Source organism: Pedobacter sp. (genome assembly GCF_041645105.1).
GTDB lineage: Bacteria > Bacteroidota > Bacteroidia > Sphingobacteriales > Sphingobacteriaceae > Pedobacter.
Genome location: NZ_JBAZQQ010000003.1, coordinates 497,481 through 523,300, shown reverse-complemented (window position 1 = coordinate 523,300; position 25,820 = coordinate 497,481). Strand labels below are relative to the sequence as shown.

At 36.2% G+C, this 25,820-nt stretch carries 21 protein-coding genes and 1 tRNA gene; 16 read left to right on the top strand and 6 right to left on the bottom strand.

What is annotated here, in order from left to right; translation table 11 throughout:
• Positions 1–161 precede the first annotated feature (161 nt).
• The 3 genes from WC623_RS12250 to chrA all read left to right on the top strand — a co-directional run bounded on the left by WC623_RS12250 (position 162) and on the right by chrA (position 2,883).
• Positions 162–413: a hypothetical protein gene (locus tag WC623_RS12250; RefSeq protein ID WP_372851390.1), complete on the top strand. Its 252-nt coding sequence runs from the start codon at positions 162–164 to the stop codon at positions 411–413.
• A complete protein-coding gene (locus WC623_RS12245) occupies positions 410–958 on the top strand; it encodes a hypothetical protein (RefSeq protein ID WP_349787125.1) in 549 nt (182 codons plus the stop codon). The genes WC623_RS12250 and WC623_RS12245 overlap by 4 nt, the downstream gene beginning before the upstream one ends.
• 563 nt (positions 959–1,521) lie before the next feature.
• The gene (gene chrA, locus WC623_RS12240; RefSeq protein WP_372851388.1) at positions 1,522–2,883 is read left to right on the top strand and encodes a chromate efflux transporter; all 1,362 of its coding nucleotides are present in this window, start codon (positions 1,522–1,524) and stop codon (positions 2,881–2,883) included.
• Between the two features lie 129 nt (positions 2,884–3,012).
• Here the strand turns inward: chrA and WC623_RS12235 are convergent, their stop codons facing one another.
• Entirely contained in the window at positions 3,013–5,466 is a 2,454-nt protein-coding gene (locus WC623_RS12235; RefSeq protein ID WP_372851386.1) for an outer membrane beta-barrel protein, read from the bottom strand.
• Positions 5,467–5,766: 300 nt separating this feature from the next.
• On the opposite strand from WC623_RS12235, the gene WC623_RS12230 reads away from it, so the two are divergent.
• From WC623_RS12230 to WC623_RS12210, 5 genes are all read left to right on the top strand, one after another.
• Positions 5,767–8,043, top strand: a complete 2,277-nt coding sequence (locus WC623_RS12230) for a TonB-dependent receptor domain-containing protein (protein ID WP_372851384.1) — start codon at positions 5,767–5,769, stop codon at positions 8,041–8,043.
• Positions 8,044–8,074: 31 nt separating this feature from the next.
• Positions 8,075–8,395 (top strand): hypothetical protein, encoded by a 321-nt coding sequence (locus WC623_RS12225; protein ID WP_372851382.1) that lies wholly within the window; start codon positions 8,075–8,077, stop codon positions 8,393–8,395.
• A gap of 108 nt (positions 8,396–8,503) precedes the next feature.
• Positions 8,504–8,576: transfer RNA gene (locus WC623_RS12220), tRNA-Lys, on the top strand.
• 269 nt (positions 8,577–8,845) lie between these two features.
• Positions 8,846–9,667, top strand: coding sequence for a biotin/lipoyl-containing protein (locus WC623_RS12215; protein ID WP_372851380.1), 822 nt, complete (start codon positions 8,846–8,848; stop codon positions 9,665–9,667).
• Between the two features lie 67 nt (positions 9,668–9,734).
• Positions 9,735–10,277, top strand: a complete 543-nt coding sequence (locus WC623_RS12210; protein WP_372851379.1) for a hypothetical protein — start codon at positions 9,735–9,737, stop codon at positions 10,275–10,277.
• Between the two features lie 237 nt (positions 10,278–10,514).
• Here the strand turns inward: WC623_RS12210 and WC623_RS12205 are convergent, their stop codons facing one another.
• The 4 genes from WC623_RS12205 to WC623_RS12190 form a co-directional block, all read right to left on the bottom strand.
• The gene (locus tag WC623_RS12205) at positions 10,515–11,276 is read right to left on the bottom strand and encodes a leucine-rich repeat domain-containing protein (protein WP_372851377.1); all 762 of its coding nucleotides are present in this window, start codon (positions 11,274–11,276) and stop codon (positions 10,515–10,517) included.
• An 18-nt stretch (positions 11,277–11,294) separates the two neighbouring features.
• Entirely contained in the window at positions 11,295–11,900 is a 606-nt protein-coding gene (locus tag WC623_RS12200) for a hypothetical protein (RefSeq protein ID WP_372851375.1), read from the bottom strand.
• A 63-nt stretch (positions 11,901–11,963) separates the two neighbouring features.
• Complete coding sequence (locus tag WC623_RS12195) at positions 11,964–12,518, bottom strand: GNAT family N-acetyltransferase (protein ID WP_372851373.1); 555 nt, start codon at positions 12,516–12,518, stop codon at positions 11,964–11,966.
• A 10-nt stretch (positions 12,519–12,528) separates the two neighbouring features.
• Positions 12,529–12,972 carry a MarR family winged helix-turn-helix transcriptional regulator gene (locus tag WC623_RS12190; protein WP_372851371.1) on the bottom strand — a complete coding sequence of 148 codons (444 nt, stop codon included), beginning with the start codon at positions 12,970–12,972 and terminating at the stop codon, positions 12,529–12,531.
• 270 nt (positions 12,973–13,242) lie between these two features.
• Between WC623_RS12190 and WC623_RS12185 the strand changes: the two genes are divergently transcribed.
• Positions 13,243–13,500 (top strand): helix-turn-helix domain-containing protein, encoded by a 258-nt coding sequence (locus tag WC623_RS12185; protein ID WP_372851369.1) that lies wholly within the window; start codon positions 13,243–13,245, stop codon positions 13,498–13,500.
• Here the strand turns inward: WC623_RS12185 and WC623_RS12180 are convergent.
• Entirely contained in the window at positions 13,488–14,054 is a 567-nt protein-coding gene (locus WC623_RS12180) for a GNAT family N-acetyltransferase (protein WP_372851367.1), read from the bottom strand. The genes WC623_RS12185 and WC623_RS12180 overlap by 13 nt on opposite strands.
• Positions 14,055–14,205: 151 nt before the next feature.
• On the opposite strand from WC623_RS12180, the gene WC623_RS12175 reads away from it, so the two are divergent.
• From WC623_RS12175 to WC623_RS12145, 7 genes are all read left to right on the top strand, one after another.
• A complete protein-coding gene (locus tag WC623_RS12175; RefSeq protein ID WP_372851365.1) occupies positions 14,206–14,724 on the top strand; it encodes a ClbS/DfsB family four-helix bundle protein in 519 nt (172 codons plus the stop codon).
• Positions 14,725–14,726: 2 nt separating this feature from the next.
• A complete protein-coding gene (locus WC623_RS12170) occupies positions 14,727–17,198 on the top strand; it encodes a mechanosensitive ion channel family protein (RefSeq protein ID WP_372851363.1) in 2,472 nt (823 codons plus the stop codon).
• Between the two features lie 87 nt (positions 17,199–17,285).
• Positions 17,286–20,321, top strand: a complete 3,036-nt coding sequence (locus WC623_RS12165; RefSeq protein WP_372851361.1) for a carboxypeptidase-like regulatory domain-containing protein — start codon at positions 17,286–17,288, stop codon at positions 20,319–20,321.
• A 19-nt stretch (positions 20,322–20,340) separates the two neighbouring features.
• Positions 20,341–21,645 (top strand): DUF4876 domain-containing protein, encoded by a 1,305-nt coding sequence (locus WC623_RS12160; protein ID WP_372851359.1) that lies wholly within the window; start codon positions 20,341–20,343, stop codon positions 21,643–21,645.
• A 6-nt stretch (positions 21,646–21,651) separates the two neighbouring features.
• Positions 21,652–23,262, top strand: coding sequence for a DUF6850 family outer membrane beta-barrel protein (locus WC623_RS12155; protein WP_372851357.1), 1,611 nt, complete (start codon positions 21,652–21,654; stop codon positions 23,260–23,262).
• A gap of 80 nt (positions 23,263–23,342) precedes the next feature.
• Positions 23,343–24,488, top strand: coding sequence for a cytochrome-c peroxidase (locus tag WC623_RS12150; RefSeq protein ID WP_372851355.1), 1,146 nt, complete (start codon positions 23,343–23,345; stop codon positions 24,486–24,488).
• Between the two features lie 32 nt (positions 24,489–24,520).
• Positions 24,521–25,816, top strand: a complete 1,296-nt coding sequence (locus WC623_RS12145) for a deoxyribodipyrimidine photo-lyase (RefSeq protein WP_372851353.1) — start codon at positions 24,521–24,523, stop codon at positions 25,814–25,816.
• Positions 25,817–25,820: the final 4 nt, after the last annotated feature.

The window sequence follows — 25,820 nt, the reverse complement described above, 5'->3', positions numbered from 1 at the left end:
TACAAATGTTTTTTCATAATACAATTTCGAGTATTGTTAACAATAAAAAATCTATTAGGTTTGAAAATTACTACATGGTATTTATTTGCTATTTATTAGTAGGGTGTGTATTTCTTTTTCTGAATGTCTTTTATTATTAGAATTCTGCCATAGCTGGGGAGATGGAAAAAAGAGGTTATACAGTTACGAACGGTGCGGGCAGGGGCCCTGAGGGATATTTGAAACCTATAGATGGAGGAAGAAAAGGAGGTTCGTATCCAGATATTACGGCGGTGAAAGATGGAAGAGTGTTGAGGGTTAATACTGTGGATTTAGATAAAAGTGGGATTATAACTTCTCGAGAGTTTATTAATGCAGCAAGAATAAGACTGCAAAAACCAACGGAACATTTAATGTTAATAAAGAAGCAATGAGTAGTAAACAGGTAATGTTTTTTATAACCAAATCAGACATTGAACCAATATTAAAAGAGATAGAGGAAGCTTTTGACATTCAATATTTCTTAATGGGGCTTTTTGATAGCCCAGATATTGTTCATTATAATTCAATATTTGATGATCCAAGACTTGGTTTGACGTCTTTTGGAGATTGGAACCTTATTGATCGTTATCTAGTTATCCCAAAAAGTACTACACTTGATATTCGAGAAATCGAACAAAGAAAAGGGGGAATAAAATATGCTGTGGATCTTCTAAATAATCCCAAGGGGATTGAATTGAAACTTGGAGGTGTCTATATTGAAAAAGATGATGTCATCGTGGGCGGAAGGATTGGTATCACTTCTGATGATCCTTCTTCATTGAACTTCTATAATACTTTTTCAAAAAAGGTTAAGAAGGAGTTTAAACGCATTGGCACATCCTATGTGGGGAAAGGTGCGGAAGAGAAGTTAGATGCTGGTTGGCGTTTAGTGACAAGTGTTAATTCACCAGAAGCATATGATTTAGTGAAATCTTAAATCTCAAAGCCTGGTATTGTTTGGGCTTTGTTGTTTTTACTAAAAGGCCTGTTTGGTCCTAAAGTTTTGGATGTATGTATTAATGACGTTAAAAAGAATGCTTTGATCTCTGCATCCATTTTCTGCATATAGTGAATGCGATCTACGAATTCTTTGTCATAAGAATTACTTTCTCCTTCTCGGATCAGAAAGTCCGTGGTTAGAACAAAGGGCTTAGCTATTTTGCAACCATTTTAATGGATGGTAAGTTTTCATTGGGCTCTTACTTCCCTTTGATCTCACGTGAGACATTAATCTTTTATAGTTTTGAGGAACAAGTTACACATGCAGAAAACTTAATTTTTTTTATGAGCAAAAAAAGCAGTAAATCAGCCAAGTTCCAGCCTAATTAAACCAAGTCCATTGTTTACTCGTAGTTGGTTTTGTGATTTTTTTAGATAAAATCATTCTTATTTTATCACAATATTTTATAGCCTACGGATGTAGAATTGCGGGCAATTTTCTTCCATACCACCTCTATTTTTCGTACCTTCGGACTACCCTGTTGAACACGAAATCCCCTTATGCAAAAAAAAGCTATCATACAAAAACCTCCTTTTAAAGACGCAATAAAATTCTGGTTTAAATTAGGTTGGATAAGCTTTGGCGGCACACTCGGACACATCAATATCATGCATGATTTCCTGGTCGACAAAAAGAAATGGATCAGCAGCAGCAGGTTCTTTCATGCCCTTAGTTTATGCATGCTTTTACCCGGCCCTGAAGCCCAGCAGCTTGCTATTTACATCGGTTGGCAGTTACACGGTAAACGCGGAGGATTGCTCGCTGGCTTATTCTTCATTCTGCCTTCTGTGTTTATTCTACTCGGACTTAGCTTCCTCTATGTCACTTTTGGTAACCAAACCTGGATGGAGGCTGTGTTTAGTGGTTTAAAGCCTGCGGTAGTGGCCATTATCTTTCATGCGGTATGGAGCGTAGGAGGCAAGGCGCTTCATGGAATTTTACACTATGTATTGGCTGCGGTTGCTTTTGCAAGCATCTTTTTCTTTAACATTTCCATGCCTTATATAATTCTTGGAACCATTGGTTTTGCTTTATTGTTCAGGTATTTCTGGCCAGATCTTGTATATAGAAAAAATACAAAAACGGATGAGCAAAATCAGGATGAAAATAACCTGATTAATACTGAACAGAGCTATTACATCAATAAACATACTGAAGGACTTGGGAGAGATTTTAGCACCTGGCTATTGATTAAACAAAGTGCTATTTTCTTATTGATATGGCTGGTTCCTTTCTTATTGTTTTATCTATTGAGTGATGATTTTTCCTTCTGGAAAGGTATGATCTTATTTTTTACCCAGACTGCACTTTTTACCATTGGGGGCTCATATACTGTTTTGCCTTATGTAGCGCAATTTAGTGTGTCTAAGTTTAACTGGTTAAGTAAATCGCAAATGGTAGATGGTTTTGCACTCGCAGAGACTACACCTGGTCCATTAATCATCGTTGTGTGTTATGTAGGTTTTATGGCTGGATTCAATCACTTTAATGGATCATTGTGGATGGGGACTATTGGATTATTAGCGACTACCTTTTATACATTTTTACCTTCGTTCCTGTTCATTTTTGTCGGCGGACCAGCTTTAGAGCATTCCAGGGGAAATGCGGTGATAAGTGATGTGCTCAGCTTTGTAACTGCTGCGGTTGTTGGGGTAATCTTAAATCTTACACTTTATTTAGGGAAGGATGTACTTTTCCATAATGGTCTTAGTCTGGGAAGTATTGATGTAATGGCTTTATTATGGATCCTGGTATCGATGTTGCTGATGTTTAAATTCCGAATCAATATCGTTTATTTGATATTGCTAAGCATGGTTTATGGTATGTTGCAATACTACTTCATACAATCCATGATAGTTTAATGAGGGGTAATGTAACTCTCATTCTTTAAAAGTGAAAAATATATTTGTATTTGAATGAGTTTTATGTACCTTGCATGCAGAGAGCGTTAATTGAAAGCGGGACTTGTCTTCTGACGAGTCTCGCTTTTTTTAATTCCCTGATTTTACACGTTTACTCTCACTTTCGGAACTACTGGAACGTTGTCGTGCAGCTTTAATTTCCTTACTTCCGAAACGATAAGTGCATGTTAATCGGAAAACCTGACTTTCCCATCTTTCGTTAACAACGTAATCTTGAGAGGGTAGTGTACTGGTAATCCTACTTTTCATCAGCTTAAAAATATCATTGGCCGCAAACTTAATATTCAGCTTGCTATCCATAAAGGATTTGCTGGCTCCCATATCAATGCGGTAACGTGGTTCAATTAACAAAGTGCCCCATACTTGTTTCGATTCGTAATTGGCCGACCATTCAAATTTAGTACTCGGGTTTAATGTGATGGTTTGATTTGTATTTAGAGTAAAAGCGAGTCGCCCACTTGAATATGGAACACCCAGCAAATCAGGGGTTTCAAATCTATTGTAAAAGATGTTTATGTTATTGTTACTACTCCACCACTTAGTAATGGTAAGGGGTGAGCTGATATTCATGTTATAGGAATCTTGTGTAGCCAGGTTTTGTTGGGAGATAAATATTGTTTTCTTAGCCGTGTCTGTTAGTAAAACCTCGGTCATCACATCATTGGTATGACTATAGCCCATGGTGATATTTAAGTTCTTTTTATAGGAGTAAGAGAACTCTAAGGAATTGGTATACTGAGGTTTTAAGAAAGGGTTGCCAAATCTATAAGAGTATAAATCGAGGTAATAAATAAAGGGATTTAAGGAGCCGTAATCTGGTCTGTCTATCCTGCGACTATAAGAAAATCCTATTTCATGGTTTTTTGACAATTCCTGATTGATGAATAGACTTGGAAATAGGTTCAGATAATCTCTTTTAACAACCTTTTGTTCTGTTATGGAATTCCCTTTAGAGCCTGTTTGTTCTGCTCTTAATCCAATTTGTACGGTTGTAGTTTTGAACTTTTGTTTGTAGTTGGCATATGCAGCATTGATATTTTCATCGTATACAAATTGATTGCTTCTGCCCGGATCATTCTCCCATTTGTCATTCTTGTAGTTTTCAAAAATGAAGTTGTTATCTGTCTTAACAAAGCTGGTTTTAGCTCCAAACTCCAATTTAATGTCTTTGTTTATGGGCATGACATAGTCAATCTTAGCGCCATAGATCTTAACAAGAGATGGGGAGGTGTTTCTGAATATGTAATCGGGCTTTAGTACTCCACCAGCAGCATTCTTATATTCATTGTTAAATATGCTTTCCTGAGTTTCAAAATAGCGTGAGTAGTCCATATCCATGCTGATTTCCTGACCCAGGGTATCCAATACCCCTCTATAGTTTAGATTGTAGGTAATTCCGGTATATTTTGAATCACTGGTATTTAAAGCTACTACAGAGGAGTCTACCTTAAGTGGTTTATCGCCAATAAGTGTAAGGATATTAGATGTATTCGGACCGTTACCATGGTATCCGTTTACAAAAAATCCTATGGTATGGTTATCATTAATAAAATAATCTAAACCAGCTTTATAATTGCGGTTGGTTCTTTTTTTATCATTATGGCCTGTTTGAACGAAATATGTTTTATCGATCGTGGTACCATTAACCCTGGAAATATCAGTTTCATTGAAACTTTTATTAAAGCCGTAATTGCCATCTCCGTAGATGTTGAACTTCTTATTTCTATAATTTATGTTAAGTCCGCCATTTACTTTTGGTAATGTTCCATATCCAGCACCGGCAGTTACAGTTCCATTAAGACCATAATTGCTGTTTTTCTTTAGTTTAATATTAATGATTCCAGAGTTTCCGGCTGCATCATATTTTGCAGAAGGATTGGTAATGAGTTCTATAGACTGTATGGCATTACCTTCGGTTGATCGAAGTAGGTTTGCCAGTTGCTCAGCAGAAAGGTTGGTCGGTTTACCATCCAGCATAATGTTTACACCTTGCTTACCTCTCAGGCTTATCTTTCCGTCTTTGTCTACCGTAACCCCTGGTGCTTTTTCCAATATTTCTAATGCAGTGTTTCCTGTCGCCAGAATACTATTCTCGATGTTCAGCACTGTTTTATCAATCTGACGCTCAATTAAAGGTTTCTGTTTTACAATTTCCACGCCTTTTAAAAGTTGAGCATCGATGCTAAGTTGTACATCACTTACTGTAACAGGTTTTGAGTCGGTTGTGATTACATAAGGTCCTTTAATCGCTTTCTTATAGCCTATTACATTTATGGCTACCAGGTATTTTCCTGCATTTAAACCTTTTAATTCGTAAAGACCATTATCACTAGTCAGAGTTCCTCTAACAGAAGTTGAATCTTTTGCATTTAGCAGGTTTACAGAAGCAAAAGGAAATGCTTTATGTTGTTCATCCAGTACTTTACCAGATATTTCGCCTGTAGATTGTGCATTTGCTCGTCTTGAGATTAACAGAAAGCTGCAGAAAATGACAGGAAATATATAGAATAGTTTCGTTTTCATAGGGCAATATTTTTCCATTACGCATTTAGCGCATTTTGTTATAAATCAAATAGTTGTAGGTGGGTGCGTTGATTTTGGATATAAGACAGTACTGCATAGCAAAACGTTACAATATTTTTAAAAATATTGTAAAAAGACCCTAAATACGGGTATGAGGACATATACTTGTTGATTGAATAATGTGTTGATTTTGATGTAATTAAATAGTATAAAATTAAAATTAAGACTATTGATCTAATTTAATTGTTAGATTAACCTAACTTTTGTATGTTTGCTGTTAATAAAATCAATTTAGATCAAATGAAACCATTACTATTAATCGCTTTAGCTTTAATCACTTTTTCAGCAAGCGCTCAAGAAACACTAATAAAGGGCAACATTACCGATAAGAACGGACAACCAGTTGAACGGGTAACAATAAGCATCTCCAAAACGAATATTAAAACTAAAGCAGATAGTGCGGGATATTATGAGTTGAAAAATGTTCCTTACGGAACTCATCAGCTACTAGTAAGCTATATCGGTTATGATACAAAACATAAACAGATTAAGGTTGCTGATGTTCAGCCTATAGTTGTAGATCTGGTATTGACATCATCGATAAATACTTTAAACAGTGTTGTGGTGACAGGAACCAGGACCAATCGTAGAAGATTAGAAAGTCCAGTGGCGGTAAATATTCTGGACAGCAGGACTTTCAATAATACGCAGTCTAACACATTGGCCGATGGCTTATGTTTTCAACCCGGGCTGCGAATGGAAACAGATTGCCAGACCTGTAATTATTCTCAATTGCGAATGAATGGGCTAGGAGGTTCTTATTCTCAGGTGCTGATTAATAGTCGCCCGGTATTTAGTTCATTGATGAGCCTTTACGGATTAGAGCAAATACCCGCAAACATGATTGACAGGGTAGAAGTTGTTAGGGGGGGAGGTTCTGTTTTATATGGTTCTTCGGCCATTGCAGGTACAGTAAATATTTTAACGAAAGAGCCTAAAACAAGTTCGTTTACATTGTCAAACAATAGTTCTATAATTGGAAGCGGCACCTGGGATCATTTCTTTAATGCCAATTTAACTGCTGTAAATGAAGCGCAAAATGCAGGAGTATCTTTTTTTGGCTCTCGTCGCGACCGCAATTCTTTTGATGCCAATGGAGATGGATACTCGGAAATGCCTATGCTAAAAAATAACTCGTTCGGCTTTAATTCCTTTTTTAAATTATCAGACCGGGATAAGCTGGAAATAAATGGATGGAGTATATATGAAGAGAGAAAAGGAGGGAATAAGCTAGATCTGCCAGCAGATAAGGCCGATCAATCTGAGTATAGGTTACATAATATTTTAGTTGGGGGCTTCAATTACGAACATCAATCGAAAGATAATAAAAGTTCATTTAGTATATATGGTTCAGCTCAAAATACAAAAAGAACACATTATACAGGGATAGACCAGATTGATGCCTGGGGGAATACAAAAAACTATTCTATGCAAGGTGGAGTACAATACAACTATACGGCCAGCAATTTCCTAAACGGGAAAAACACTTTTACCACTGGTTTTGAGAATCAATATGAATATACATTTGATGAAATTAAAGCTTACGATTATCTGATAGATCAGAACGTGAACCTCTTTGGTGTCTTTTTACAGAGCGACTGGGAGGTAACCAATAAGTTTACTGTATTATCTGGTTTACGTTTAAACAAGTCTAACCGCATCAGCAAGCTAGTACTTACGCCACGCTTAAGTACCTTGTACAAACTAAATGCGGAAACCCAATTGCGTGCATCATATGCCAGAGGATTTAAAGCCCCACAGGCATTAGAAACAGATATGCATATGGCTTTTGCAGGGGGTGGAGTTTCGGTGATCAGTACAGATGCAAATCTGATCGAAGAAACATCTAATAGCTTTAATGCATCATTAGATTTTAATAAACCGTCAGAACATTTCATTTATGGCTTTACATTAGATGGCTTTTTCACGCGTTTATACAACACATTTGTGTTAGAAGATCTGGGAATAGATGCAAATGGTAACAAGCAATTGTTGCGCAAAAATGGAGGCAATTCTACGGTAAAAGGAATCACTTTAGAAGGTAGGGTAAATTTTGATCAAAAAGTACAATTGGAGACAGGTGTAACTTTCCAGAAGTCGGCTTTTGAGAGCCCTGTATTATGGTCGGCAGAATTACCTGGAAGCAAAAAATACTTGCGCTCGCCAGATGTTTATGGCTATTATACATTAAGTTTCCTGCCTCAAAGCAGGTTTAATGCAGTGTTATCTGGTGTGTTAACTGGTCCTATGGAAGTTTCACATGTTGCTGGTGCTCCGGGGATCGATCAGGATGTGCTTTACAGGTCGCCAACGTTTTTGGAGAACAATTTAAAGTTATCGTATCGGTTTACCTTGAAAAATATAAAACAGGATCTCCAATTCAATATAGGTGTTCAAAATATGTTTAACCAGTATCAAAAAGATTTCGACATCGGTAAAAACAGGGATAGTAATTATATATATGGACCCGGAAGACCAAGGACGTTTTTCATGGGTTTGAAATTTGGTTTGATGTAAAATAACGATAAAGCTGTATCTTCGCGCTATTATGGGTTATGCAAAAGAAAGAGGAAAGCTAGAAAAGCTATCTACAAAAACTACGGGTCTGACTAATTACGATGAGAAGAGTCTTAAAGTGATTACGGATATATATGAGCAATATTCACATACAGTAAGGATATTGAAAAATAAAGATGCTGATACTTTTATGGAGCTTTATGAAAATGAATTGCAACAGGTAAAGGAATGTAAAAGATTACTTAAAGTGACTGAAGAAGAAGAGGATCGTCAGAACAATTTTGTTAAGTATCGTGATGTATTAGCTGATGCTATTGATAAAACAATTGAGGCATCAAAGAAAAGTCTATAATTTTATAGCTATAAATCAATTACTTAACGAAATGTTAATAATAAATTGATTTTGATGTGTGAAATTAGATAAAATTTTATACTTTTGCACTCCTTCAAACAAGGAAATGATTCCGTAGCTCAGCTGGTAGAGCATTACACTTTTAATGTAGTGGTCCTGGGTTCGAATCCCAGCGGGATCACAGAGAATAGTAACAGAACGTATAAAAGCTTGCAAATCAAATGATTGCAAGCTTTTGTGTTTTAGTGAAATCCCCAAAATATTCAAAAATTCGCAAAAAATAGGTGAGCGATTCGGTGAGTAATTTGAGGTTCCGATTTACTCACTGAATAGTGTGTAACTAAGTTAGTTAAAAAATTGAACGAATTGATGCGTAAAGTTGATTCTACCTTCAGATCCGGCCTAGTTATGAATGTCCGCTAATTTATCTATCTTCGATTAGCCAATGGTATGCAAGATTATTATAAAATACATGCTGATGCACTTCAGTACTTCAAAAAGGAAGTACGAGAGGCCTTTGCTGCTATCTGCAGCAGCTTCGGGTTCCGGGAAGAAAAGGTGACCTTAACAGATACAGATAATTTATTTCAGGTAAGGTTTTCAAATAGTAAAATCCGTATTGTGGTAAAGGGTATTAACTGGGGCATGAATATAGCTATCGATTTTGGGCCTAAATCCGAGGGTAGTAATTTATATAACATTCTACAACTGATAAAGGAACGAAAACCTGAAGTGCCGGTTGCTGGCAATCAGATTGATCAACTTTTCGGATATGCAGATTACCTTGCTACTTATGCAGCAGATATTCTGCGGGGTGAGACGACCTTTTTTAGTGAGCAGGAGGCTTTGAAAAAGCAGGAACAGGAAAATGCTCAGAAAGTCATGGAGGTAGAATCTGCCAGAAAACTTGCTGAAGGATATTTAAAAATTGATACCTCCATTGGAGAGCTGATCTGGCGAAAACCCCGGCCGTTGCTAAGAACATATAATAGGACTAAAGATAAATTTCCGCATAGCTTTGAAGTGGTATTCAATCCTGATGATTTATTAGGTTACTCGCAATATGAACAGGCTATCATTAGTGATTGGAAAATAGATCTGGGTGAGATCGTTAGGATAGATGAAGTAATTTGTGAAATAAGTACCGATAAAGATTCAGTTGAAGTTATTGCTCCCCATACTGGTCGTCTTATTTGGTTACTGGAAGAAGGTATTCCGCTTGAATCTTCAATTTGCATTGCGTTGCTAGATCTGGATGATGTTATGGATTAAGTATGAAGAAAACTGATCTATCTTATTATAATAGTGTGCGGTTCTTTCTTTGTTTTTCAAAATATAGTTGAAAAGATTAAGCATAGCTGCACAAAATATGCAAGAGTTTGAAATGTGCAATTATAGGGGTGGATCCTCAGGAAATGGTGATGGAGATTCTGGTAGAGGGAATCCAACCAATCCTGGTGAACCAGAGAAAATTAATTTGCCCGAAATTGACACAACACGTTTGTATAAGTATCCAGTATTTAAAGAACTTATAGTTAACTTACCTGCATTTCTTAAAAATCCGAAGAATGCTAATATTCTTTACGCTATAGCATACTATACTGGCTTTACCAAAGAAAAAATATTAAATTTAATGCAACCAGGAGTTGATCCTAAAGTTGTTGTGACTAATCTTCCACAAGGTAACACAACAACATTTGCAAATTATGATTTTTCAACTAAAGCTATAACATTTCACGAACCTTTAATTAATGGCTTAGACGCAGTTAATGGTGCGGCTAGGTACAATGCAATGGTAATGTTAATGACAATAACTACGCTTCATGAATTTGTACATTATAGAAGAGATGTAAATAAATTGAGTGTTCTAGTTGATGGATAATATGTTAACAAGCCTAACCTCTTACTAGGCTTTTTAGCCTATTATGGATCAGGTATTGGAGGAGGAGGAGGGGGTGAGGTTACAGCGTCGCTGACTACTGAGTCTATGGAGAAATTGGAGGAGACCGCATAACTCATTTCAAATTTATAGATTTCCCCTGCGTTTCTTTTTGGTCTCCTTTGGCGGAATTGGTTGTAGATTAAGAATTATTTTGTCTTTCCTGCAGGTTAAGCATCATCACCATTCCATTTTATCCAGACTTACGGTTCCACTCATATTGACATTACTTAAGCGGGTGTACGAGCAATCAATTGATTTCAGCTTTCTTAATCCAATGATATTAAGAGAAATAAGCGGATTATCTCTTAAAGATAATTCCTCAAGTTCTTTAAATTGACTGAAGTCAAGCTTCGAAAGTTGATTTTCGCTCAGTCTGATTAGTTTAACAGCATGACATCCGGATACTTTAAATTCATTTAAATTATTTTTTTGAAATTCAATACGTACGAGTTTTGGAAGGTTGGGAATATTTACCTTATAAAGTAAATTGTCATGCATCTTTATGTCTTCAAGTTTGAGTAACCCCGTCAGATCCAAAGTGCTGATTTTATTTTGATGAACATATAAAGTTCTGAGGTTTATCATTCCCTTCAGGTTAATCGTCTGAATCTGGTTGTTGTAACCAAAGATCTCTTCAAGGTTTTTCATGCCTTCCAGGTCTAATATACTAACCTGGTTGTTCCAAAAACTGAGTTCCTTTAAGTTCGTGAAGCTTTTAATACCGATAAGTGAGCTTATATTCGCCTGATCTACATTTAATTTCATTACTTTCTGCGCTTCGGATACCTGGATCTCACCATCTCCATTGAGGTCTAATCCAAGAAAGATCAGTTTCTTTTTAAAATTCGGATCAGGTATTTTGACCGTTTGGGCATTAGAATTGAGGGAGAGGAGGATTCCCAAAAGAACTGAGCTCAGGTATAGATAGAGGTTTTTCATAGGTGTAATTCTTTAATTTTAGTTGCTCACTACTACATTTACAACTCCGTTTGTTTCTGTCACATCTACAAAACCACTCACTTCATTTTCAATAAAAACATCATAGTGATAGTCTTCATATATTGGTGATGAACCTAATACATACCCATAAACATTATAAGAAGTATTGGTACCTGTCTGAACAGCAGTTGTTTTTTGTCTTGCAAAGCTAATCCAGCTGATGATGTAATATTTTCCAGGCTTAAGACCGGTAAACTGGAACGTTCCTTTCTCATCTATAAATCTTCCTTCGACGCGGTAAGTAAAGGCAGTACGGCCCATGGTTGCCTGTTTCTTACGACTATTATATTTTTTCTTTAGTTCCAGAAATTCAGTAAAATAAGGGGTTACAGGGAACAGCAGAATTTGGCTTCCTTTTACTCCGAAATTATCCTTGCCTTTCTTTTTTAACTTAGCGATCCCTTGGATGGTAGCATTTCCTTTTTCCATCAGTTTAGCTGTTTCAGCCTCATTGAAGGGGGTTGAAGGAAGAACCCATTCAGGAGCTTTCTGAGCATAGGAGCCCTGGACCGATAACAAAAGTAAAACTGCGATTGCTAGCATCTGTGGTATTCTTATAGTCATGACTGTCGTTCTTCAGATCTAAGATAATATTTTCTAAAGATAGAAGCGGGCTCTTTAATTAATTTAAAGATGGTTTTTTATTTTTGGTAGATTTTCAAAAACTTTTCTCATCCTAACAAGTTCCAATTTTTCGCCATCAGCTAGTGGCTCTACAATATTTTCGATCTCCAGAAAACCCATAGTTTTATAAAGAGGAACGCCTGGTAAGGTTGCACCAAGCTCAATGCTTGAAAAGCCATGTCTTTTCGCTTCCATTTCGCAAAGTTCCATGATTTGCCTGCCAATTCCTTTTCTTGCATAATCTGGATGAACGAAAAAAGCTCTAATCCGGGCAGCATCGATTTCTGGATTAAGTAGTGGGTCTTCAAGTTCTTTATGCTGATCACCCCCATATAATGTATTTCGCATACTCCATCCACCACAGCCTGCAATTATCCTATCAATTTCAACAACGTAATATGTGCAGTCTTTTATAAGCTGTGTATCGATTCCAAAAATGTATTTGAGTGCACTTTCAATTTGGTTAGATGTATAATATTCTTTGCTTAAACCACGCACCGATAAATCTAGCAGTTTTTCTAGATCTGGAATGTCCTTAAGAGTAGCTAGGCGTATCATGTCTATTGGGTTAGGTAATGTTTAAAGACTTGTTATTCAAAATTTGAATTATTGAATTCATGTGCAAGACAAGATTTTTTTGATCTTTTAATGTTAAATCTTCCAGTAATTTTTCAATTAATCTGTCTGTTAATTCATTGAGATAATTTAATTCAATCAATCCTTTTTCTGTCAAGGTTACTTGACTCACTCTAGAGTCTTTGGCAGATTTTGATCTCGTAATCAATTTATCTTTTTCCAACTTTTTTAATATTCGACTCAAATAGCTTTTATCAATAAGCGTGGCATCTATAATCTCAGATGTATCTATTTTTCCTGCCGAGTATATCTCAAAAAGTATCCTCGCTTCTGTTAACGAATACTTTGTTTCAAGATATCCTTTATCCAATAGCCCTATTACATTCGTATAATAACGGTTGAACGCCCTTATGTTATTTATTGTCGATTTTGCCATTCTTTTATGGTTTGATTATATTTTATGTCATAACCAAAGTAAAGATAATAGTTGACGTAGTCAACTAAATTAGATGTAATCTTAAAATACTGGCTATTTTCTTCATATAAATTGTAAAGGGTTAGTAACAGGGCACCTGGGAGCAGAGAGGGACTCAGATTTTTCTGAGATCTTCTTTGTATATTAATAAGTAATATCATTAAATTTGCCGCCCGAATGAGCATATTGTAGAAATTGCTCTGATTACTTTAATCAATTACAATAAAACAAATGGAAGAGAACGATTTTGTATCGATCTGGTTAGAAGAAAGTGGAAATCCGGCTATAGAGGAATTAACAAAGCTTAATCTGGAGGTTGCTGGTAAAGCCACAAAAGTATTAGCCGATAATGGTCTTTCTGAAAAAGATCTTGCTGTCGCGGTGGACATCAATCCAGCCGAAATTCAAAGATGGCTGATAGGTAGACATTCTTTTAGCATAAAAACAATAAAGGAAATCTCTAATGCCCTTGCAGATCATTCTGTTTGAGGTAGTGTAAATACAGTTACAGGATGAAAATTAGGATTGAACCAAGCCATAGGGATATCTGCTTCAAAAGAACTTTTATTTATACGTATTCTTTTTTCCATTCTTCCCTCTTTTACAAATCCAATACTCTCGTATAGTTTTATCGCTCTTGAATTAGATTCTCTTGCTATCAATTCGATCCTCAGGATATCAGTTCTTTCTAATGATACAAAATCAAGAAGTGTTTGGAATAGTTTTCTTCCAAAACCTTTACCCTGATAAAAAGGATCAACCGAAATAGTCAGCTCACTCAAAATATGCCCAAATACATTGGGCTCTAATTTGTAACAATGAATTTCTGCAATGATTTTTTTATCATTCAGTTGATCTACAATTATAAATTGAACTCCATTTTCAATTGACCTCTCAGTAAAGTTTTTTACATATTCCTTTTTGATTTCATTTTCGCTTCTTGCAAGACCTCCTATAGCTTTACTAACGAGCTTATATAAATCAAAAATTCCTTCAAGATCATCAATTCTTGATCTTCTTATTGAGTATTCATTTGCATTCATTAAATAGCGTTATTTAAGTTTTTCCTTCTTATTAATCCAGTGATGTAAGGTAAAAAGAATAGTATTTGAAACAAATAATAAAGTGTTTAATAAGATAAAGTTGAAAGTTAAAATTATAAGTATTAAAATTGAGCATCTTATATAGAAAAGTATGGCTATCCCAGCAAGCAAGGAAGAATTACAGCAAGCAATTCATACTAATTACAGCAAATTAAGAAAGGAACTTTTAGCAATTCCTCATGAACTAACACAGGTTAAAAATTTAGAAGGTCATTCAAAAGGAACATTAATGAGCATTAATAATCTTGTTTCTTACCTGATAGGATGGGGAGAATTGGTTCTGAAATGGAATCGAATGAAAGATAATAATGAACATGTTGATTTTCCGGATACTGGATATAAATGGAATGAGCTAGGTAAGTTGGCCCAAAAATTTTATAAAGATTATGAGCATGACGATTATTCTCTTTTGCTCGAAAAGTTAGACCAGACTGTAAAGAATATTTTGTTAATTTTAGATAAAAAGACAAATACTGAACTTTATGAAGTCCCTTGGTATGAAAAATGGACAAGAGGGCGGATGATACAGTTTAACACTTCTTCGCCATATAATAACGCCAGGGGAAGAATAAAGAAATGGATGAAAACGGCAAATATATTATCTATCTAAATATGAAATTATTCCTCAATCTCAGTTTACTTGTACTTATTATTTTTGGACATTTTCCAATTCTCAAAGCTCAAACAACAATAGGTAATGTGGTAAGCAGGGTTGATAGTACCCGACATGGATTTGTAGATACAATGCAACAGTTTGCCTTACGTTCTGCTCGGGAAAGTAAATTAGAATTTGAGGCTGATAAAGCTGCAATGGCTCAGTTAAACATCTTTGAGCAGGTCAAAAAGACTATGCAAAAAGCAAAGATTTATCTGAAAACAGGGGTGGATACATCGGGAATTAAAACAGAACTTGCTCAAATCAGAAAAGACTTTCTCGTTGCCGGAGATGGGGTTCTGACTTCAAAAGGGACATCACAGACATTTAGAAACCTCACTTCAACAGAGAAGGTTTTAAGTGAATTGCTCAAAAAAGCTAGTGCCAGGAAAATAAAACTGGACCAATACCGACAGGGATTGAGTAGCTTTCGTTATCAACTAGATTCTTTGCTGAGTTTACCGGAACTGTTTAAATTTCCTAAAGACTCTGCAGTATTAGTGGAATACATTCAGCAAATCAGAATGGTATCTTATGAAACGCATCCAGTCGATAGCACACTTAAACTGACCGCCTTAAGTGTACAGCACTTACTGGACCAGGTGAATCTTCAAGTGCTAAACCTACAGTCAAGTGTTGAGGAAGTTGAAATGTATCAGAAGAATATGGCTTTTGGAATGTTTAGTCCTGAAGTTAATAATTTATGGGAAACGCACAGGGATTCCAGGCCAATAAATGAAATACTCAGTCAGGCTGTTGCAAAAGGTCGGCTTAACTTGTTGTTTTATTTGCAGAACAACCTTGCTAAGGTAATTAGTCTCCTTATTCTGATGGTAATTTCTTCCTTTTACCTCCGGTCTTTAAAATCTATTTATCAGCGTGAGAAGCTGCTTACAGATAATTATGAAGGTCAACTTGTACTCAGATATCCAATCGCATCGGCAGTGCTTATTGTAATCAGCTTATTCCAGTTTATCTTTTTTTCTCCTCCCTTTCTTTTAAATGTGATCTTATGGACAATTGCCAGCTTAAGTCTCAGTTTTCTATTTCGCGGTTATGTTAATTCTTATTGGATGAAAGTCTGGTTATTAATGGTCGGACTTTTTCTGATTGCTTCCATAGATAATCTGATTTTACAAGCCTCCCATACTGAACGTTGGTTTATGTTGTTTATATCTCTTGCAGGAGCTTTATCTGGATTAATGATCGCAATCTATGGCCGCAGGCAAGAACTTCGCGAACAGCTGATCCTGATTGCCATTAAATTAATGGTCGTCATTGAATTTTGTGCTGTGCTGGCCAATTTGTTCGGTAGGTACAATTTATCTAAAGCTCTTTTGATCAGTGGATTTCTAAATGTCATAATTGCCATACTTTTTCTCTGGACGATCAGATTGATCAATGAAGGACTACATCTGGCTTTCAACATTTACACAGGACGGGACGCGAAGCTTTTTTATCTGAACTTTGATAAAGTAGGGAAAAACGTTCCTCCAATATTTTATGTACTACTGGTATTTGGATGGTTTATTTTGTTTGGAAGGAACTTTGCAGGTTTCGATTATATTTCTGAACCGGTCCAAGAGTTTCTATCAAACGACCGCAAACTTGGAGATTATACCTTTAGCATCAATAGCTTACTGCTATTTGTGGTAATCATGGGTATTTCTGTAGCAATTTCTAAAATCGTTTCCTTCTTTGCTTCAGATAGAAACTTTAGGGCCGATAAAGATCATCAAAAAGAGAAACAAGGACTTGGAAGCTGGCTATTGCTCATTAGGATATTTATCTTAAGTATGGGGCTTTTTCTGGCCATAGCAGCAACAGGAATTCCAATTGATAGAATTACCATAGTATTAGGTGCCTTGGGCGTAGGTATCGGATTTGGCTTGCAAACGCTGGTCAATAATTTAGTCAGCGGACTAATTCTAGCCTTTGAAAAGCCGGTTAATGTAGGTGATGTGGTAGAAGTAGATGGGCAAAGTGGAACAATGAAATCTATTGGTTTCCGCAGTAGTGTGATTTCGACATGGGAGGGAGCTGACGTGGTAATGCCCAATGGAGATTTGCTCAATGCACACTTAACAAATTGGTCGATAGGCGGTCGCAGGAAGCGGATGACTATTGCAATAAGTTTGTCTTACGATACGGATCTTGAGTTAGCCAGGCAAGTGTTGATTGAGGTGCTAAATCAGGCGGAGCATGTGATGAAAAGTCCTGCACCTTCATTATTGTATGATGGGTTTGGTGATAGTGCAATTGGACTTAAGGTGTTCTTCTGGACAAAGGAATTCGTAGAAAGCGGAAAGATCAAGAGTGAATTAATCATCTCAATTACGGAAGCATTTAGAGCGAATAAGATCGTTATGCCTTTCCCTCAACAAGATATCTATATCCACAATAACGATAAGCCAGAGAAAAAGAACTGATCTATACTGTTAACATTTTCACTTCATTATTTTGAACCAGTCTAAATAAATGTATATTTGCGACGAATTCTTAATTAATCTTAAAAAGTGTTACAAATATTTCGTTCAGCTTTTTTTACAAACAGCGACCTAAATGGTTCCGTTTGCCGCTTTAACGTAAAGGCATTTATTATAATCGCATTTATTTTAACATCAGCATCTCCAGCTTTTTCACAGTACACCATTAGCGGAAAGGTTTTGAACCGAAAGGATCAAAAGCCTGTAGAGTTTGCTACGGTTTCTATTCCTTTAAGTGGGATCTGGACTATGGCCGACGCAAAAGGAATGTTTGTGCTTAAAAATGTACCAAAAGGTGAGGTAAAGCTGACTGTCCAGTATTTAGGTTTTGTAAAGAGGGACTATCAATATATATTAAATAAAAATATTGATGTGCAGTTGTTGATGGAGGAAGACAATTTAACCTTGTCTGTGGTGGAAATAAATGCAAAAAAAGGTACTGATCTGGCCACATCCTATATTATGGACAGAAAGGCATTGGATCACTTACAGATGCTCCAGCTAACGGATGTTGCTAGTTTATTACCAGGAGGAAAAACGAATAACAGTCTGCATTTGGCTACTACTGGACAACAACGAATAAGTGTTAATGGTACCAGTGGAGAAAATGGAAATGCTACTTTTGGTGTTGGCATAGAGGTAGATGGAGTGCGTATTACGAATAATTCCTTTAAGGATCCTAAGCTATCTCCAAATATAAGAATCGGTTCTGAAGGTCCTGATCTTAAAAATATATCTACTACAAATATTGAATCAATAGAAGTTATAACAGGATTACCTTCTGTTGAATATGGTGATATGACCAATGGAATGGTAAAAGTAAATACCCGAAAGGGAGTTTCTCCTTACCTGGTCGAAATGTCAACACGTCCAAACTCCAAGCTGATAGCTATGAGTAAAGGATTGAGCCTGGGAGAAAGAGTAGGTGTTTTAAACTTAAATGTAGAGCATACGAAATCTATAGCAGATCTGTCTTCTCCTTATACATCTTATGATAGAAACAGCCTTTCATTAAATTATAACAATACATTTAATAAGCGTAATAACCGTCCGCTCACTATTAATTTCGGCGTAACTGGTAATATTGGTGGCTTTGATTCGGAGACAGATCCTGATTTTGCTGCTGATACCTATACTAAACAGAAAGACAATGCAATACGGGCAAATTTTTCGGCAAAATGGTTGTTGAAATTGCCATGGATTACAAGTTTGGATGCAAGTGCAACATTAAATTATAATAATAAATTAAGTGAAGTAAGGTCTTTACAGTCAACCACTTCTTCCGCTGCTTCTATACGTACAACAGAACAAGGGTACCATGTAGGTGAACTATATGATGATAACCCAAATGCTGCGATTATATTGATACCTAAGGGTTTCTGGTACGAAAGCGAATTCAACGATAATAAATTTATCAATTATAATGGTCGTTTAAAGGCTAACTGGGCTAAAAAAATTGGTCAATCGCATAACAACTTAATGCTGGGGACCGACTATAATGTAAGTGGAAATAACGGTCAGGGCCTTTTTTATGGTGATCTAAGTACCGCACCAACCTGGAGAGCTTATCCTTACAAAAATGAATCTTTTGTAAACAATTATGCTTTTTTTGCTGAAGATGCTTTAACTGTTCCAGTAGGAGAGAACACTCTGCAGATGGTAGCAGGACTACGTTCAGAGATTACAGATATTGATGGTTCTGAATATGGGGCGATTACCAATTGGTCACCCAGATTTAATGCAAAGTATTCATTCTGGACAGGGAAAGATCAGTTGTTCAGTGATTTCAGCATTAAGGCCTCCTGGGGTAAAACAGTGAAATTACCTGGTTTCGATGCATTGTATATTACACCTGGCTATCGTGATGTTTTATCATTTTCACCTGGGACTGATGTAAATGGACAAACTTTTTATGCTTATTATACTCAGCAAAGAAATAGAGTTTTTAATCCTGACTTAAAATGGCAAAGCAATGAACAAAAGGAAATAGCATTAAACTTTAATCTTAAGGGTACCAAGGTTTTTATCTCAGTGTCAGATGATTATACAAGAAACCCATATCAATACAATCAAGACTTTTCACCTTATTTCTTCAAATATACCAGTCAGGCAGATTTGCAGGGCTCGCTAATTCCTAGTGACAATAGAATTTATAATGTAGATAAAAACACGGGTATCGTTACTGTAAGCGATAGAACAGGAGTGCTTCCTTCAGAGCAGTTGAATTATACCAATATGTATGGATTCAATAGCAATGGTAAATATAAAAATGGTTCACCTGTATCCCGTAAGAATATCAACTGGATTATAGATTTCAAACGTATTGAAGTCTTAAAGACTTCCTTAAGGGTTGATGGTAATTACTATTACTATAAAGGTCTGGAAAAAACTATATCAGCCTCTATGCCTAATAATACCCAAAACATGGCAGATGGCCGACCTTATAAATACATTGGCTATTTTATTGGTGGTGATCAATCTGCCAATGGTTCAATCAAAAAGGCACTAAATATGAATTTTACGATAACAACCCATATACCAGCCATCAGATTAATAGTTTCTGCCAGGTTAGAAGGGTCCTTTTATAAATTTTCAAAAAACATATCTGAGAGTGATTTTGGTGCGAGGTCTTATGTTATTGACAATAGAGAAAGTTATCTTCCTTCTTCCGATCAGACAGATATTTATGGAGGAAATCGTTTTGTAGCATCTTATCCGGAATACTATGTGGACTATTCGGATTTGAACAACAAAATTCCTTTTTTAGAGAAATTTATATGGGCAAAAGATAATGATCTGGCATTGTATAATGAGCTGGCTAAAATGGTAGAAAAAAGTCCTACTAACTACTATTTTAATGAAAACAAAATTTCAAGTTATTATTCTGCCAATCTTGCTGTAACTAAGGAAATAGGTAAATACGCCTCCCTTTCATTTTTTGCAAACAACTTTTTCAACAATATGGCAAAGGTAAGATTAAGTGGTTCCGGTACTGAGTCATCCTTATTCGAAAGTTCATATATCCCAAGATTTAATTATGGGACATCATTAAGGTTAAAATTTTAATTAATAGATCGTGAAAATAATGAAGAAGATCATCCTGTTGTTAACTATTGCGGTTTTTAATCTATCCTGTAAAAAGGAACTATCCTTTGAATTACATCAAGTAATTATTCAACTGGAGTATCCGCAAAATAGTGCGCTGTCTCCTGTTGCCGGAGTTGTAGTAAGATTTACTGGCGATGGAACTGTTTTTGAAGGCATAACTGATGCTCAGGGTAAAGTAATTATTGATGTTCCTTCTGATGTGTACGATATTGCTTCTTCAGAAACACGTAAAAGCGGTGCTAATGTCTATAATTATAATGCTTTAAATACCAATCAGGTTATTGTAAGCAACTGGAAGGATGGTGATGTAATTACAATGAAATTGCAGGAATCAAAGTCTTCACAACTGGTTTTAAAAGAGGTCTTTGTTGGAGGAACACCTTTTGATAATGGTGCTGGTACATTTAATTATGACTGTTACGTTATTATATATAACAACTCAGAGTTTCCATGTGTTACAAATAATTTATGTATTGCAGCTATCGGACCCGCCAATGCACATGCTACCAATAACTTTTATGGCACAGATGGTAAGTTAATTTATGAAAATGAAGGATACATACCAGCCGCTGGTGGTTTTTGGTATTTCACTCAGCCCTTAACACTGCAGCCCGGGGAACAGGCGGTAGTAGCATTGTACCAGGCTGTGGATAACACACAAACGCATAGTAAGTCAATCAATCTGGCAAATCCGAGCTATTATGCAATGTATGATATGGCAAGTACCTATAAAAATACTACTTATTATAAATCTCCATCAGCATTAATACCTACAAGTCAGTATTTAAAAGCGGTTAGTTATAGTACAGGAAATGCCTGGGTACCAAGTGTGCTGAGTCCCGGTGTATTTATTTTTGAACCACAGGGAATTACTCCTGCAGCAATAGGTTCTGATGCAAGTTTAACTGTTCTTAACTCCAATAAGAAAATTCCGGTAGACTGGGTTCTGGACGGCGTGGAAACCTATCTCTTAAATAACGGAAATAGCAAAAAACGTTTCTTAGCAACTGTAGATGCTGGTTATGTTTATCATATCAATAAGATAGGGTATTCTGTTTATAGGAATGTAGATGAAGAAGCTACATTGGAAATACCTGAAAATGCAGGCAAGATAGTATACGGCTATAATTTAGGAACAGTTGATATAGGTGGAAGTACAGATCCAAGTAAAATCAACGCAGAAGAGTCTATAAAGAGAGGTGCACGCATTATTTATAAAGACTCAAATAATTCAAGTAACGATATGCACCTACGTTTAAAAGCATCTTTAAGTAACTACTAAGCCCACATGACGTCTACATCAAAATATTTTATATGTTCCCTTTTAGCTGGAGTATTCACTTCTGTTCAGGTTTTGGCGCAACAGGCAAGGGGTACCTATGCTGATATCGACTATATTCGTAAAAGCAATGCATGGCTCAGTTCTAAAAACGCTGCTGGTCTAATTCATTATAATACAGTGAATATTTCTAATGCCACACTAAATTTTCGTAAAGAAGACGGAGGTTTTAGAAATTACTTTCAATCTGATAATAGTCAGGATTATGGTTTACAGGCAGATTCTTACTCACGTTTGAACAATAAGGTCGTGCTTTCCGGAGGTTTTGGCTATAAAAATTTCAAAGGCAAAAACATGACTGGCTCTACATTTATTGATCCTTATCAGAATCCATTTGATATTGTAGAGATAGATGTTGCTAATAAAGGAACTAAGGAGTTTGAACTCTATCGTGTAAATGGGGCTGTAGCTGCCCAGGTAAACTCAAAATTAAGTATTGGTGCTAAATTAGATTACCAGGCTGGTAATTATGCTAAAAGAAGAGATCTCCGTCATACCAACAAATTGCTGGCAATGGATTTAAGTGTTGGTGCACTGTATCAAATCAGCAATGTTGTAGAGATTGGTGCAAATTATAATTATGGCCGTCGCATTGAAAGCATGGGCTTTAAAGCATTCGGTAATAAAGACAGACAATATCTCTCATTAATTAGTTATGGAGCATTTTATGGGCGTACAGAATTGTTCGGTCAATATGGCTATACAGCAAGCGATACTAAAAATCCTTTAAAAGATATCAGGCAAGGTGGATCCTTACAGTTAAACCTAAATTTCAATGAAAATATAACACTGTTTAATGAGTTTAGCTATGCCGATAGAAATGGCTTTTATGGAGAAGAGGGAACCTCATCTATACTTTTAACCAGACATAATGGGGCAGACTTGGCTTATAACGGACAATTATCCATTAAAGCAGATGATATTGAACACCATGTTGGTATGAGAGGTAATTATGATTTCCTGGAGAATAGCGAAACCATTTATAGAAGGGAAACCAACCTTGGTGGGGTTAATAGGATTATTTATTATGGTGATAGAAAGATCTTTTCGGGCGTAACTATAAACGCTGGATTAACTTATGATTTATTTCTGGATGTAAAGAATAATCATCCCAAATGGGCAGTAAATTTTAGTGCTGATTACATGACTAGGGATAAAAGTACTGGTCGATATCCATATTCCAGAGAACAGAAAATAAACAGTTATCAATTTTCCGGACAGGTTAACAGGCAATACCAACAGCAAAAAGACAGTTTTGATATTGGTCTAGGTATTGGCTATGGTGCTGGAAGCGGAGAAATGGCAAGGGACGAAATCATAATTACTCCAGCTGCAGGTTACCCAGCTCCAACCACAATGCCACAGTTTCTTAATGAAGAGTTTGAGTATTTTACAGCATCCCGAATTAAAGGAAACCTGATGTTTAAGTATACAAAGGCTCTGAGAGAAGACTTAAGTACATATATTAAATTAGATTATGCGCATATCTATTCAGGAGATGTAACGTTTCTTGGAAAGCATTTTAACTCAACCAATATCAGTATAGGCTGTAATTTTTAATTAGAATTGTTACTAATAAAGAGCTGTGATTGCTCTTTTGCATGTCGAAAAATTGTATTTTTGCAAAAAATAAATAGAAGATGAAGGTTATTGTAGGTTCCATATTGGTTGTTGTTGTTTGCTTATTACATCTGTCGTTTAAAGAAGTGGCTTTCACTTCTAGCGGTGTTCAAGTAGATAGTCTGCGCCGTTTATATGAACGTCCACTTGCACAATGGCCAAAGCCTGAGGTTGATAGTGGTGTAAACTGGGTGGAATTTAAACCGCTACCGACGATAGATAAGAGCTATTTTGATACCATGGCGAAAGCTGAGATTGTATTGGGCAAGAACCTGTTTTTTGAACCTTTACTTTCTGGTTCTAATCAGATCTCTTGTAGCAGCTGTCATAATCCGCAAACTGGATGGGCCGATAAGATTTCAGTACCGGTAGGTAATGACCATATTACAGGAAACAGGAACTCAATTTCATTGCTGAATGTAAAAGAACGTAAATTATTGTTCTGGGATGGTAGGGCTGCAAGTCTGGAAGAACAAGTGAAGTTCCCTATATCGGCACATCATGAAATGGCTATGGATGTAAAAGGACTTCCTGCAAAGCTAAATAAGATCAAAGCTTATAAAGAGCTTACCGCCAAAGCTTATGGCACTGATAAAATTACGTTCGACCACATCGCAAAAGCATTGGCTAGTTTTCAACGTACAATTACCAGTAGAAAGAGTCGTTTTGATAAGTTTATGGAAGGCGACTTCAAGCAGTTGAATGATCAGGAAGTTGAGGGCTTACATTTGTTCCGTACCAAAGCAAGATGTATCAATTGTCACAACGGACAATACTTTACTGATGAAAGCTTCCATAATATTGGTTTAACATATTATAAACGTAAGTATGAAGACCTGGGCAGATATAACATCACTAAAGATCCTAACGATGTAGGAAGATTCCGTACACCATCACTTAGGGATGTGATGAATACAAGTCCATGGATGCATAATGGACTATTTGATAACATTACTGGAATTGTAAATATATACAATAGTGGTATGCAGATGAATACTGCTACAGCTGCCCAAAAAGCGGCCGATCCCTTACACCCGGTGACTGATCCACTGATGAAAAAGTTGAACCTTACTAAAGATGAAATTCAGTCAGTGGTTGCTTTCCTGCAATCAATTACGGGAACGCAGTATAAGATGGCTAGACCAGAAAAGTTGCCGAGAGATTAACTAAGTCCAGGCAAACTGTTTACCTTTAAAATATGAAGAGTAAAGTCGCAGTTTTTTGGTTCAGACGTGATTTGCGTATCGAGGATAATATTGGTCTGAGCCATGCTTTAAGTGGAGAGTTCCCAGTACTTCCCATCTTTATTTTTGATCCCAATATTTTAGAACGCCTAGAAAACAAGAAAGATAGGAGGGTAGATTACATTCATCAGGCTTTAACAAACATCAATTCAGAATTAAAGCAATACAACTCTACCTTAACTGTACTTATAGGTAAGCCCATTGAAATATTCCCCACACTTGCGAAAGAATACGATATACAAGCGGCGTATTGTAATCGGGATTATGAACCACAAGCTATTGCTCGGGATAGGGAAATGCTTAATTATTTTGAGTCATTGCAAATTCCTTTTAAAGCCTATAAAGACCAGGTTATTTTTGACAAATCCAATATTCTAAAGAATGATGGTACACCTTATACAGTATATACACCTTATGCAAAAAAGTGGAAGGAAACTTTAAATACCAGGCATTTTACTCCTGTTGAAATGAACCTGGATAATTTGCTTCAACAAGAGTTCTTAGAAATTCCTGCTTTAGAAGAAATAGGTTTTGAGAAAACTGATGTTAAATTTGAAAAGCCGATACTGGATGCTACCATCATAAATGAATATGATAAATACAGGGATTTTCCTGCGTTACAGCGCACAACACAATTAGGTATTGCATTGCGATTTGGAACCATAAGCATTCGTAAATGTGTCGGTTTTGCAACTCATCACAATCAGACTTGGCTTTCTGAATTGATATGGAGAGAATTTTTTATGCAGATCCTTTATCATTTTCCACATGTCGTACAGCAATCCTTTAAAAAGCAATACGATCAGATTGAATGGAGAAATGATGAGAAAGAATTTAAACTTTGGTGTGAGGGTAAAACAGGTTATCCAATAGTAGATGCAGGTATGCGCCAGTTAAATGAAACTGGCTTTATGCACAATCGTGTTCGTATGATTGTGGCAAGTTTTCTTTGTAAACATCTACTTATTGATTGGCGTTGGGGAGAAGCGTATTTTGCAGCTAAACTCAACGATTACGATTTATCTGCAAATAATGGAAATTGGCAGTGGGCTGCTGGATGTGGTTGTGATGCTGCACCTTATTTCAGGGTATTTAATCCTACGCTACAAACAGAAAAGTTTGACAAAGAACATAAATACATTGAGCAATGGGTGCCTGAATATCTATCTCCTGAATATCCAACACCCATGGTCGAGCATACCTTTGCAAGGGAAAGAGTTTTAAGGGTTTATAAAAAAGCTTTGAACTAATCAT

Coding starts and splice junctions, on each gene's coding strand:
- WC623_RS12185 (WP_372851369.1), top strand. CDS start 13,243: ATGGAAGAGAACGATTTTGTATCGATCTGGTTAGAAGAAAGTGGAAAT.
- WC623_RS12170 (WP_372851363.1), top strand. CDS start 14,727: ATGAAATTATTCCTCAATCTCAGTTTACTTGTACTTATTATTTTTGGA.
- WC623_RS12205 (WP_372851377.1), bottom strand. CDS start 11,276: ATGAAAAACCTCTATCTATACCTGAGCTCAGTTCTTTTGGGAATCCTC.
- WC623_RS12180 (WP_372851367.1), bottom strand. CDS start 14,054: ATGAATGCAAATGAATACTCAATAAGAAGATCAAGAATTGATGATCTT.
- WC623_RS12155 (WP_372851357.1), top strand. CDS start 21,652: ATGACGTCTACATCAAAATATTTTATATGTTCCCTTTTAGCTGGAGTA.
- WC623_RS12190 (WP_372851371.1), bottom strand. CDS start 12,972: ATGGCAAAATCGACAATAAATAACATAAGGGCGTTCAACCGTTATTAT.
- WC623_RS12215 (WP_372851380.1), top strand. CDS start 8,846: ATGCAAGATTATTATAAAATACATGCTGATGCACTTCAGTACTTCAAA.
- WC623_RS12235 (WP_372851386.1), bottom strand. CDS start 5,466: ATGAAAACGAAACTATTCTATATATTTCCTGTCATTTTCTGCAGCTTT.
- WC623_RS12250 (WP_372851390.1), top strand. CDS start 162: ATGGAAAAAAGAGGTTATACAGTTACGAACGGTGCGGGCAGGGGCCCT.
- WC623_RS12200 (WP_372851375.1), bottom strand. CDS start 11,900: ATGACTATAAGAATACCACAGATGCTAGCAATCGCAGTTTTACTTTTG.
- WC623_RS12150 (WP_372851355.1), top strand. CDS start 23,343: ATGAAGGTTATTGTAGGTTCCATATTGGTTGTTGTTGTTTGCTTATTA.
- WC623_RS12175 (WP_372851365.1), top strand. CDS start 14,206: ATGGCTATCCCAGCAAGCAAGGAAGAATTACAGCAAGCAATTCATACT.
- WC623_RS12230 (WP_372851384.1), top strand. CDS start 5,767: ATGAAACCATTACTATTAATCGCTTTAGCTTTAATCACTTTTTCAGCA.
- WC623_RS12195 (WP_372851373.1), bottom strand. CDS start 12,518: ATGATACGCCTAGCTACTCTTAAGGACATTCCAGATCTAGAAAAACTG.
- chrA (WP_372851388.1), top strand. CDS start 1,522: ATGCAAAAAAAAGCTATCATACAAAAACCTCCTTTTAAAGACGCAATA.
- WC623_RS12225 (WP_372851382.1), top strand. CDS start 8,075: ATGGGTTATGCAAAAGAAAGAGGAAAGCTAGAAAAGCTATCTACAAAA.
- WC623_RS12160 (WP_372851359.1), top strand. CDS start 20,341: ATGAAGAAGATCATCCTGTTGTTAACTATTGCGGTTTTTAATCTATCC.
- WC623_RS12245 (WP_349787125.1), top strand. CDS start 410: ATGAGTAGTAAACAGGTAATGTTTTTTATAACCAAATCAGACATTGAA.
- WC623_RS12145 (WP_372851353.1), top strand. CDS start 24,521: ATGAAGAGTAAAGTCGCAGTTTTTTGGTTCAGACGTGATTTGCGTATC.